This is a genomic window from Vibrio paucivorans, assembly GCF_054053395.1.
Genome location: NZ_CM133230.1, coordinates 1,584,145 through 1,596,612 on the forward strand (window position 1 = coordinate 1,584,145; position 12,468 = coordinate 1,596,612).

Annotated in this window: 6 protein-coding genes; all 6 read left to right on the top strand. The window is 42.3% G+C overall.

All coding sequences use genetic code 11. The features are described from left to right. Nucleotides 1–171 precede the first annotated feature (171 nt). The 6 genes from pepN to rlmKL all read left to right on the top strand — a co-directional run bounded on the left by pepN (nt 172) and on the right by rlmKL (nt 12,453). On the top strand, nt 172–2,778 hold the full coding sequence (gene pepN / locus ACXABW_RS07360) for an aminopeptidase N (RefSeq protein ID WP_457524842.1): 2,607 nt from the start codon (nt 172–174) through the stop codon (nt 2,776–2,778). Between the two features lie 66 nt (nt 2,779–2,844). Beyond that, on the top strand, nt 2,845–3,063 hold the full coding sequence (locus ACXABW_RS07365) for a DUF2835 domain-containing protein (RefSeq protein WP_457524844.1): 219 nt from the start codon (nt 2,845–2,847) through the stop codon (nt 3,061–3,063). 189 nt (nt 3,064–3,252) lie between these two features. Then, entirely contained in the window at nt 3,253–8,094 is a 4,842-nt protein-coding gene (locus tag ACXABW_RS07370) for an NAD-glutamate dehydrogenase (protein ID WP_457524846.1), read from the top strand. Between the two features lie 46 nt (nt 8,095–8,140). Then, nucleotides 8,141–9,151 (top strand): quinone-dependent dihydroorotate dehydrogenase, encoded by a 1,011-nt coding sequence (gene pyrD / locus ACXABW_RS07375; protein ID WP_457524848.1) that lies wholly within the window; start codon nt 8,141–8,143, stop codon nt 9,149–9,151. 170 nt (nt 9,152–9,321) lie between these two features. Continuing rightward, the gene (locus ACXABW_RS07380) at nt 9,322–9,867 is read left to right on the top strand and encodes a cell division protein ZapC (RefSeq protein WP_457524850.1); all 546 of its coding nucleotides are present in this window, start codon (nt 9,322–9,324) and stop codon (nt 9,865–9,867) included. A 465-nt stretch (nt 9,868–10,332) separates the two neighbouring features. Then, the gene (gene rlmKL, locus ACXABW_RS07385; RefSeq protein WP_457524852.1) at nt 10,333–12,453 is read left to right on the top strand and encodes a bifunctional 23S rRNA (guanine(2069)-N(7))-methyltransferase RlmK/23S rRNA (guanine(2445)-N(2))-methyltransferase RlmL; all 2,121 of its coding nucleotides are present in this window, start codon (nt 10,333–10,335) and stop codon (nt 12,451–12,453) included. Nucleotides 12,454–12,468: the final 15 nt, after the last annotated feature.

Below are 12,468 nucleotides of genomic sequence, written 5' to 3' on the forward strand. Positions count from 1 at the left end.
ACTGACCAGTCTATCTGAATTAGCTGATTGTATATTTATTGTTTATTAATTCAGCACTTATACGAGGTATTTAATGCAAATACCTCGTATTTTGTATTTAGGAGTTGTATCGTAACCGTTAAATCATAAAGTGATATTTCACTCTTATCTCTCGTCAAAAGGATCAAGACAATGGCTCAAACTCCTACGGCCAAGTACCGCAAAGATTATCAAACTCCGTCGCACAGTATTTCAGAAATAGATCTAACCTTCGACTTATATGATCAAGCCACAACTGTGACTGCTATTTCTACAGTAAAGCAATTAGGCGAGCAGAATGCGCTAGTTCTAGATGGAGAAAGTATCGAACTAAAGTCTCTGAAAGTGAATGGAACAGACTGGGCAAATTATACTTTGCTTGACTCTAAGCTAGAGATCAAAGATCTGCCTGAGCAGTTTGAGTTATCAATAGAAACGTTGGTTAATCCTGAAGCGAACACGGCTTTGGAAGGCTTGTATAAATCTGGTGGAGCATTCTGTACTCAGTGTGAAGCAGAAGGTTTCCGAAGAATTACATACTACCTAGACCGTCCCGATGTCTTAGCGAAATACACTACGAAGGTGATTGCCGATAAGCAGCAATATCCATATTTGCTAAGTAACGGAAATCGAGTGGCTGAAGGTGATTTAAAAGATGGTCGTCATTGGGTTCAATGGCAAGATCCGCATCCTAAACCAGCGTACCTGTTTGCATTGGTGGCAGGTGATTTTGATGTCTTACGCGATCAATACAAAACACAATCGGGACGAGACGTAGAGTTAGAGATCTTTGTCGACAAGGGAAATCTTGATCGAGCAAATCATGCAATGGTGTCTTTAATCAACTCCATGAAATGGGATGAAGAGCGATTTGGACTCGAATACGATTTACATATTTACATGATTGTAGCCGTTGATTTCTTCAACATGGGTGCAATGGAAAATAAAGGCTTGAACGTATTTAACTCTAAGTACGTGTTAGCCAATGAACAAACGGCAACAGATACCGACTACCTTGGTATTGAAGCTGTGATTGGGCACGAGTATTTCCACAACTGGACGGGTAATCGAGTTACTTGCCGTGATTGGTTTCAGCTTAGCCTTAAGGAAGGGTTAACTGTTTTCCGTGATCAGGAATTCTCTTCTGATTTGGGTTCACGTGCCGTAAATCGAATTAATAATGTACGCATTATTCGTGGTCCCCAGTTTGCTGAAGACGCGAGCCCGATGTCACACCCAATTCGTCCTGAAAAAGTGATTGAAATGAATAACTTCTATACATTGACTGTCTACGAAAAGGGCAGTGAAGTTATTCGAATGATGCACACGCTTCTTGGTGAGGAAGGTTTCCAAAAAGGCATGAAACTTTATTTTGAACGCCATGATGGAACGGCAGCGACTTGCGAAGATTTTGTTTCAGCAATGGAAGATGCTTCTGGTGTTGATTTAGCTCAGTTCCGCCTTTGGTACAGCCAATCAGGAACACCAACGTTATCGGTATCCAGCCAATACGACTCTGAAGCAAATACATATACACTTAAAGTGAGCCAACATACAGAAGCAACTCAAGACCAATCTGAGAAGCAAGCCCTTCATATTCCATTTGATGTTGAGCTGTACGACTCCAAAGGCCAAGTCATCACGCTTCAATCTAATGGCCAGCAACTCGATAACGTTCTTAATGTGACTCAGTCTGAGCAAACATTCATTTTTGAAAATGTTCAAGAAAAGCCAGTGCCTTCAATGTTGAGAGAGTTCTCGGCACCTGTGGTTCTCGACTACGGATATTCTGACGATGAGCTTATTTTCTTGATGGTCCATGCGAAAAACGAATTTGCTCGTTGGGATGCTGGGCAAATGTTATTGGCGAAATACATTAAGAGTAATGTTTCTCGCGTACAAAATGGTGAGTCAATAGAGCTTGCTGAATCCGTCATCGATGCATTTAGAGGCGTACTGCTCAGTGAATCCTTGGAACCAGCATTCATTGCTGAGATGATGGCGCTGCCAAGTCACAACGAAGTATCTGGTTGGTATAAGCAAGTTGACGTAGATTCTATCGCAATGGTATTGAAGACAATAAAAGTGAACATAGCTGAAGCACTTGAAGATGAGCTTAAAGCGGTTTACAACCACCATGCCCAAGAGAGCTACACAATTGAGCATGCAGCGATTGGTAAACGCGCATTACGCAACATTTGTTTGTCATATCTGGCATTCACATCTGAAGGTAATCAGTACGCGCAAGCCCAGTATCAAAAAGCTAACAATATGACTGACACGATTGCTGCTATGAATGCAGCCAACAGTGCGAAACTCCCTTGCCGTAGTACATTGATGGATGATTACAGCGAGAAGTGGAAGCATGATGGATTAGTCATGGATAAGTGGTTTGCGCTGCAAGGTACCAACCCAGCAGATGATGTTTTAAGCATTATAAAAGACACCATGAACCATGAGGCGTTTAGCTTAAAGAACCCGAACCGTACGCGAAGTTTGATTGGGGCTTTCCTAAATATGAACCCGGTTCAGTTCCATGCTAAATCAGGAGCAGGCTACCAATTTGCTGGTGAGATCTTAAGGGAGCTTAACAGCAGTAACCCTCAAGTGGCTTCGCGCTTGATTGACCCACTGCTCAAATTCCGTAAATACGATGATGAGCGCCAATCTCTGATCAAGAAAGAACTTGAGTCTCTGCAGTCTTTAGATAATCTTGCGAAAGACCTGTTCGAAAAAGTAAACAAAGCGTTAGAGTCTTAGTCAATAAAAGAGGTGGTAGCCACGAGCTACCACCTCATTACCACTGTATAAAATTCCAGTAAGAGTATGAACCAGTACTATTTCAGTCTTAACATCAGCTATCAAAATTTTGTTGCACATTACTCTGGTGCAGCGAGCCAGGTGCAAGTCATTACAGACAATGGTTTGAGGCTACAACTACCCGCAACCCGGCTTAGACCTTTTCTTAGCCAAATTGGCGTAAAAGGGCGCTTTAGGCTAACAACTGACCAAAACAATAAGTTTCTAAAGTTAGAAGTTCTGTGAGTAACTGATTTCATAGATGTTTAAATAGAACTTTAATCACATTATCAAACATTTCACCTCTTACCACCTGTAAAACAATTAACTATTTATCAATAAAGCTTTTACAATAACTCTGCATTACCCGAAGTAGGCACTATGCTTACACCATCCCCTACAAAAAACATACAATTCTAATTGTGGAGTGTGAATATGACCGCGCGTGAAACTTTAATGCCGGTTCTGCTTGAAAAAGTGTATAAGCTTATTCAAGACAAACTCGAGCTTGCTCATCAACCTTTAGTTACACAACTCGCTCAGCATCTTTTTAGCAATATTGCACAAGATGACCTGATGGAAAGAAACGAATCGGATTTATACGGTGCGGTTGTCAGCCTTTGGCACCATATCAATGAAAAGAATCCGGAAGAGATTTCTGTACGAGTATTCAATCCAACAGTTAGCCGCCAGGGTTGGCAGTCAACACACACAATTGTAGAAATGGTCGTTCCAGACAGCCCATTTCTAGTCGATTCAGTAAAAATGGCACTTAGCCGTTTAGATCTTTCTTCTCACTTAATGCTTCATGGTCCAACTCAAATAGAGCGTGATGATAAAGGCGTCATAAAAGGAATTAACTCAGGGGAAGGTGGTTTCCAATCGCTGTTCCACGTTGAGGTTGACCGTCTAAGTAGCAAAGAAGAAATGGCTTCGCTGAAAAACGAACTTCTTAGTATCATGAACGATACGGGACTGGTTGTTAAAGATTGGTTGCTGATGGTTGAAAAGCTAGAGCAAGTGACCAACGAAGTCGAAGCACAAAAAGACAAAATTTCTATTGAAGGTGATCACTACGAAGACACCGTCAAGTTCCTACGTTGGTTAGGAAATCACAATTTCACCTTCATGGGCTATAAAGAGTACGACTTAGTTTCAGTCGATGGTGATACCGAGTTAAGGCCAACGAAAGATAAAGGCCTTGGTTTGTTTGCCAATGAGCGTCGAGTCCGTAGCGTAAAACTATCAGATTTCCCTGATTCTGCTCGTTTAGAAGCGAAAAAGCCTTTCTTGCTTATTGTTACCAAGGGCAACACTCAGTCACGTATCCATCGTCCTGCATACACCGACTACATTGGCGTTAAGAAGTTCGATAAGAACGGCAAGGTGATTGGTGAGCATCGATTTACTGGCCTTTATACCTCAGCAGTCTATAACCAAAGTGTTGAAAGTATTCCACTGATCCAAGAGAAAGTAGAACGTATCTTGGAGTCGAGTGGTTACCGAGACGGCTCATATTCATACAAAGCACTACACAATATTTTAGAAAACTACCCACGAGATGAACTGCTACAAGCTAAAGAAAACGAACTACTTGAAGTAGGTATGGGTGTCGTTCAAATGCAAGATCGTGACTTGCTTCGTTTGTTTGTTCGCAAAGACCCATTTGGACGTTTCTTCAGCTGTATGGTTTATGTAACGAAAGATCGTTATAACACGGAACTTCGTCGTCAAACCCAGAGAATCCTAAAGCAGTACTTTGGTTGTGAGCAAGAGGTTGAATTCACAACTTACTTCTCTGAAAGTCCACTAGCAAGAACTCACTATATTGTTCGTGTTGATAACAACAACATGGACGTAGATGTAAAAACAATCGAGCAAAACTTAATGGAAGCATCTTCTACTTGGGATGATCGTTTATCAGACGCGATTATCGCAAACTTTGGTGAAAGCAAAGGGTTACCACTTTCTAAAGAATATTTGCGCGCATTCCCTCGCTCGTACAAAGAAGACATGATGCCAGGATCTGCGGTTGCAGACATTGAGCGCTTAGAATCACTAAGTGATGATAACAAACTTGGTATGCTGTTCTATCGCCCACAAGAAGAGGCGGCGGATTCAAAAGCGGTGCGCTTGAAACTGTACCACCGTGATGAGCCAATCCACCTTTCTGATGTAATGCCTATGCTTGAAAACCTTGGCTTACGTGTGATTGGTGAATCTCCTTACCAAGTGAGTAAAACAAATGGCCAAACTTATTGGATCCTAGATTTCTCAATGCTTCATAAGAGCGAGAAAACTGTGGATCTACGTGAAGCTCGTGATCGATTCCAGCAAGCATTTGCTGCAATTTGGGCTGGCGATCTAGAAAGTGATGGCTTTAACCGATTGGTATTAGGCGCTTCATTAACAGGACGTGAAATCTCAATTTTACGTGCTTATGCTCGTTATATGCGCCAAGTTGGCTTCCCATTCAGTCAACAATACATTGAAGATACGCTGAGCCATTATCCAGATCTAGCAAAAGGCCTAGTGGATCTTTTCGCTAAGCGCTTTGAACCTAAATCGAAAGGCAGCCAAAAAGGTCAAAACGATCTTATTAAGAAGATTACCGAGCAACTTGATCATGTTGAGAGCTTGGATGATGACCGTATCATTCGTCGCTATATGGAAATGATCACTGCGACTCTTCGTACCAACTACTATCAGCTGGACGATAATAAGCAGTATAAGCCTTGGCTATCGTTGAAGATGAAACCAAGTGATATTCCAGAGATTCCTCAACCGGTTCCAGCTTTCGAAATTTTCGTTTATGCACCAGACATTGAAGGTGTGCACCTGCGTGGTGGTAAGGTTGCGCGTGGTGGATTGCGTTGGTCAGATCGTCAAGAAGATTTCCGCACGGAAATTTTAGGTTTGGTTAAAGCACAACAAGTTAAGAACACCGTTATTGTTCCTGTTGGGGCGAAGGGTGGTTTCGTATGTAAGAGACAACATACTCTAACAGCACGTGATGAGATCTTCGCTGAAGGTCAACGTTGTTATAAGCGTTTCATCAGAGCATTACTCGATGTGTCAGATAACATCATTGAAGGTGAAGTTGCACATCCTAAGAACGTCGTGCGTCATGATGAAGACGACCCGTATTTGGTCGTTGCTGCTGATAAAGGCACAGCGACATTCTCTGATTTGGCTAACTCTGTTTCAGAAGAGTACAATTTCTGGCTAGGTGATGCATTTGCGTCGGGTGGCTCTAACGGCTACGACCACAAAGCTATGGGTATCACAGCGAAAGGTGGTTGGGAATCGGTTAAACGTCACTTCCGTGAGATGGGAATTAACTGTCAGACAACTGATTTCACGGCAATTGGCGTTGGTGATATGGCTGGTGATGTATTTGGTAACGGCATGTTGTTATCTAAGCATATCCGTCTGCAAGCCGCGTTTAACCATATGCATATTTTCATCGATCCAAACCCAGAGTCAGCTTCAAGTTGGAAAGAACGTGATCGTTTATTCAAGCTGCCACGTTCTAGTTGGGAAGATTACGATAGCAAGCTAATTTCTAAAGGCGGTGGCATTTTCTCTCGCCGCGCGAAATCTATTGCTCTAACACCAGAAATTCAAAAAATGCTTGGTACCAAGAAAGCGTCAATGGCACCAAACGATTTGATCAAAGCGATTCTTTCTATGGAAGTGGATCTGCTTTGGAATGGTGGTATTGGTACTTACGTTAAAGCAGCATCAGAGACTCATACTGATGTAGGCGACCGTGCGAATGATGTACTTCGTATCAACGGTAGTGATCTGAAAGCGAAACTGGTTGGGGAAGGTGGTAACCTTGGTATGACTCAACTTGGGCGTATTGAATATGCTCTAGCTGGTGGCCGTGTTAACACTGACTTTGTGGATAATGTTGGCGGTGTAGACTGCTCGGATAACGAAGTAAATATCAAGATCTTCCTAAATGGTTTGGTGACAAATGGTGATCTAACCGTTAAGCAGCGCAATAAGATCCTTGAGTCTATGGAAGACGAAGTAGGCGAAATCGTTCTAGACGATGCGTATTGCCAATCTGAGTCTATTTCTGTTACAGAACATCAAGGTGTTTCATTGGTTAAAGAGCAAATCCGCTTTATCCATACAATGGAAAAAGCAGGGCACCTTGACCGCGCATTAGAATACATTCCTGATGATGAGACCTTGCTAGAGCGTGAAAAACTTGGATTAGCGCTAACTCGTCCAGAGCTTTCTGTACTTATTGCTTATGGCAAAATGGTTCTGAAGGAAGAGTTGGTTCACGATGACATTGCTAATGATGAATTCCACGCTCAGAAGCTTATCACTTACTTCCCAACTGAGTTACGCCGTAACTATTCTCAGTACATGGATAACCATCCTCTGCGTGCCGAGATCATAGCGACAGTTCTTGCTAACCAAATGGTTAACGAAATGGGTTGTAACTTTGTCACTCGTCTTCAAGAAGAGACCGGCGCAAATGTTGTCGACATTGCTAATGCCTACGTCGCATCCCGTGAGATCTATGGTTTAGGTGATGTTCTGACGCAAATCCGTGCACTTGATAACGAAGCGAGTGCTCAAACTCAATACGATGTGATGTACTACGTAAGACGTACATTACGCCGTCTGTCTCGTTGGTTACTTCGCAACCGTACAGGTAAACAGTCAGTTAATGCATTAATTGAGTTATACCAAACGGACGTTAATACCATCAAAGCTAACTTAGATGATATGTTGGTTCCGGAAGAAGTCGCGGAGCACAATGAGATGGCCAACCGCTGGATCGAGCAGGGTATCTCTAGTGACATCGCAAACTATGTGGCTCGTCTGTCTAGCTTGTATTCAGTACTGGATATTTCAACAGTATCTCGAGAGAAAGGTAAAACAATCGAGCAAACAGCGAAGCTGTACTACAATTTGGGCGATCGTTTATCACTGCACTGGTTCTTGAAACAAATCAACGGCCAAGCTGTTGACAATAACTGGCAAGCACTGGCAAGAGCTGCGTTCCGTGAAGATCTTGACTGGCAGCAACGACAACTTACGGGCCAAGTCCTAAGTTGCAGTTGTGCGCCTGAAGAGCTTGATGTAATGAAAGCGCTTGATGATTGGATTTTAACCAATGAGCTGTCATTACATCGTTGGGAAAACATTTTGAACGAGTTCAAAGTGGGCTCGGTGCATGAATTTGCAAAATTCTCCGTCGCTTTACGGGAATTAATGCTATTAAATTTGAATTGTGCAGCAAATGAGTAAATAATAAGGCCCCGTTTATACGGGGCTTTTTTCTTTCGGAGGCACAATGCTTTACCGTCTAGCCAGGACTGGCTTTTTCCAACTTGATGCCGAAAAGGCACATGATCTAGCAATTAAAAATTTCAAACGATTCACCGGTACACCCCTCGATCTTCTCTATCGTCAACAGCTTCCACATCGTCCTGTTGAATGTATGGGACTTACCTTTAGAAACCCAGTTGGCTTAGCTGCCGGCCTTGATAAAAATGGCGAGTGTATCGAAGCATTTGACGCAATGGGTTTTGGTTTTGTTGAAGTGGGTACAGTAACTCCACGTCCACAAGCTGGAAATGATAAACCGCGTTTATTCCGTCTTGTTGAAGCGGAAGGCATTATCAACCGAATGGGCTTCAACAATCTCGGGGTTGATAATCTAGTAGAGAATGTAAAGAACTCAAAGTTTGACTGTGTACTTGGTATTAATATTGGTAAAAACAAAGATACGCCAATTGAGAAGGGTGCAGAAGATTACTTGATTTGTATGGAGAAGGTGTATCAATACTCAGGATATATTGCTGTCAATATCTCTTCTCCAAATACTCCGGGGCTTCGCTCACTGCAATACGGTGAGGCGTTAGATGAGCTGCTGTCAGAGCTGAAAGTGAAACAGAACGAGCTTGCTGAAAAGCATGGTAAGTATGTACCTTTAGCTCTGAAGATCGCACCGGATCTAAGTGACGATGAAATTAGTCAAATCTGTGATTCATTGATCAAAAATAACATCGATGGTGTTATCGCAACTAATACCACGTTAGATAGAACTGTCGTTGAAGGAATGAAGCATTCTCATGAAGCCGGTGGTTTGAGTGGTCGACCTGTTCAATCGCGTAGTACAGAAGTTGTTCGTCGACTTCACGAAGAGCTTGAAGGCAAACTACCTATCATTGGTGTCGGTGGGGTAGATTCATTTGTCGCTGCTAAAGAAAAAATGATGGCAGGTGCAAATCTTGTTCAGGTCTACTCTGGTTTTATTTACCACGGACCAGCACTGGTAAGAGACATCGTTAAAAATCTTTAATCATGAGTGACATTGTCACAACCAGCTCTAAGCCAATAATTAGATGATATTGAGAGGAAATGAGTTTTCATTTCCTCTTTTTTTTTGACTTATCCCACATAAAATTACCAAATCAACAGAAAGGTAATTAAGCGTTTACCTAGTTACTAACCAGAATAGAGATTGGAACGATGCTTAAACCCAGTGACAAATGGACTTGGTATTATGACGACAGGGAAGGCAATCTTATGCTGGACCTGGGCCAAGACATGGTATTTAAAACCAACTTATCTCGTAAACTTCTTGTCGATTGCGCCCTCGCGATCAACGAATTCTCTGTTGACGATGCTGCAGCGTTCGAAATTTTTCGCGAACAGCTATCCTATCTTTCTTTATCTGAACCTCGCCAAGCCGAACTTGCTCTATATTGTGTGGCTGCCAAACGGTTCCACAAAACGGTGCAGCCAAAGAGTTGGTTTTTTGATGGTCTAAGCTCTGGGGATGAATCACCGAAAGAGGGTGATTTAATACGTATGAGAAACGCACATAGCGACAGTTACTTTATTGTATTAGAAGTAGGCGAGTCAGCAAGCTTATGTGCATGTATTGATTTAGACGGATTCAATCTAACCAGCACCAAATCACTAGTATTTGGTCAAGCAATTAAAGTCATGCATGACAGAATTTCTGTCGCTAACCACGAATTTCTAAGCCATCCAATTGCTATGGTAGGTTAGCGAACCACTCACATTATTCGTTCCTTCGTTTCATTAGAACTTTCTATCGGCCAATAGGCCGATTTTTTTTGTTCAAAATTCGGTGTCGCCAATTCGTTATCAAAGTTTTATTTGTGAGATTTATAGCGATATAGGAATTTTTTTGCCTCTCAACGGCGATTAAAAGTTGGCCTGAAGATGTCCGGTATCGCCATTTATTCCTCCTTTAATGCGTTTTTGTAAGTCAATTACAGGTAATATCACTGTGTGGTATAGACCAAAATTGTCGAGAATAAGTATTCACTTCGCCTGTAGGCAAGTAAAAATGTAGATATAGAAAAACGGTAAAGACTATAAAGGCGAAAAAATAAATGAATAAATGCTGAGCAGTTAGCGGCGAAGAATAAGAAAATTCGTTCTATCGTTTACTCTCAATAAGGATTGTCAGGTATAATGTGCAGTCATTTTTCAAAACTAAAGAACGCTATGCATCAATATCTTGCGGTAACCTCTAATGGTTTAGAGAACCTGTTAGCTGAAGAGCTTAAGAATCTTGGGATCACTAACGCTAAACCTGTCCAGGCAGGGGTGAAATTTAAGGCTTCCAATGAGCAGATTTATCGCTGCTGCCTGTGGAGTAGGCTTGCCTCGCGCTTTGTACGCGTTCTGTCTGAGTTCACGTGTCAAGACGACATGGACTTATACCTATCAGCTACGGCTATTAATTGGGTAAATCACTTCCATAGTAGTAAGAAGTTTGTTGTTGATTTCAATGGTACAAACCGTGAGATCCGTAACAGCCAATATGGTGCGATGAAAGTGAAAGATGCTGTAGTCGATTGTTTTGAAAAGAAAAATCTACCTAGACCATCGATCAGTAAAGATCGTGCAGATCTTAGAATCCATGTTCGTCTTCATAAAGACAAAGCTTTGCTGGGCATCGATATGGTTGGCGGAGGCTTGCACCAACGTGGTTATCGTCCTGAATCAGGTCGCGCTCCACTACGCGAAACCTTAGCGGCAGCTATCTTACTAAGAAGTGAATGGCAACATGATAAGCCATTGCTAGATCCTATGTGTGGTTCTGGTACCTTGCTTATAGAAGCCGCTATGATGGCTGCAAACATGGCTCCAGGAGTCAAAAGAGAGCGCTGGGGTTTCGAATCTCTAGAGGATTTTGAGCCTGAACTTTGGGCAGAGATTAAGTCGGAAGCCAACGTACAAGCGAGAAGAGGTGTCAAAAAAGTTGACGCTAAATTCTACGGTTTTGATAACGACGAAAGAGTAATTAAAACGGCTCGTGATAACGCACGTAGAGCCGGTGTGGAATCTCTGATCGAATTCAACTTAGGTGACGCAGCAAAAGTAACTCGTCCTAGCGAGTTTGAGAATGGCGTAATTGTAAGCAATCCACCTTATGGTGAGCGCTTAGGTACTCATCCCGGCCTTATCGCGTTATACACGGCATTTGGCGCACAGTTAAAGGCTGAGTTTGGTGGTTGCTCGGCGTCTATCTTCTCTAGTTCTGATGAACTACTGAGCTGTTTAAGAATGCGTGCCGATAAGCAATTTAAGCTTAATAATGGTGCGTTACCTTGTCACCAAAAGAACTATTCAATTTCTGAACGCAGTGGTCAGCAGGCTCGAAACCCAGATACGTCTATCGAAATAGCACCTGACTTTGCTAACCGATTAAAAAAGAACATCGCGAAAATAGGAAAGTGGGCGCGTAAAGAAAAACTCGATTGCTATCGTATTTATGATGCTGACTTACCAGAGTATAACGTAGCAATAGATATCTATTTGGACCATCTTGTCATCCAAGAGTATGCAGCTCCAAAGAACATCCCAGAAGAAAAAGCGAAACGTAGACTGACTGATATCATTCGTGCGGCGATCCAAGTAACTGAAACTGATGCTAACAACGTTGTTCTCAAAGTACGAGAAAAGCAGAAAGGACGTTCACAGTATCAAAAACTGGCTCAGCAGTCTGAGAGACTAACCGTGAATGAGTATGGTGTTAAGTTGATAATCAACCTTCACGATTACCTAGACACGGGGTTGTTCCTCGATCACAAAATCACTCGTCGTAAGTTGGGTGAAATGGCTCAAGGCAAAGACTTCTTGAATTTATTTGCCTACACCGGTTCTGCTACTGTTCATGCAGCTTGTAGCGGTGCTAAGTCGACTACGACAGTCGATATGTCGAACACTTATCTTGAGTGGGCGAAAGATAACATGAAGCTTAACGGCCAGGTTGGACGTCAGCACCAGTTTGAACAAGCTGATTGTTTGCAGTGGCTGGCTAACTCGAAAGGCCAATACGATCTTATCTTTATCGATCCGCCAACATTTTCTAACTCGAAGAGAATGGAACAAACATTCGACGTTCAACGTGACCATGTCACGTTAATGACTAACTTGAAACGTTTACTAAGAGAAGACGGTACTATCGTGTTTTCAAATAATAAGCGTCATTTCAAAATGGATAACGCAGCTTTGGAGGCGTTGGGCTTACAAGCTAAGAATATTTCTTCTCAAACACTGCCTTTAGATTTTGGTAGGAATAAGCACATTCATAATTGCTGGGTTATTACTCACAAATAAGATTGAAAGGATTCT

Coding starts and splice junctions, on each gene's coding strand:
- ACXABW_RS07380 (WP_457524850.1), top strand. CDS start 9,322: ATGCTTAAACCCAGTGACAAATGGACTTGGTATTATGACGACAGGGAA.
- ACXABW_RS07370 (WP_457524846.1), top strand. CDS start 3,253: ATGACCGCGCGTGAAACTTTAATGCCGGTTCTGCTTGAAAAAGTGTAT.
- rlmKL (WP_457524852.1), top strand. CDS start 10,333: ATGCATCAATATCTTGCGGTAACCTCTAATGGTTTAGAGAACCTGTTA.
- pepN (WP_457524842.1), top strand. CDS start 172: ATGGCTCAAACTCCTACGGCCAAGTACCGCAAAGATTATCAAACTCCG.
- ACXABW_RS07365 (WP_457524844.1), top strand. CDS start 2,845: ATGAACCAGTACTATTTCAGTCTTAACATCAGCTATCAAAATTTTGTT.
- pyrD (WP_457524848.1), top strand. CDS start 8,141: ATGCTTTACCGTCTAGCCAGGACTGGCTTTTTCCAACTTGATGCCGAA.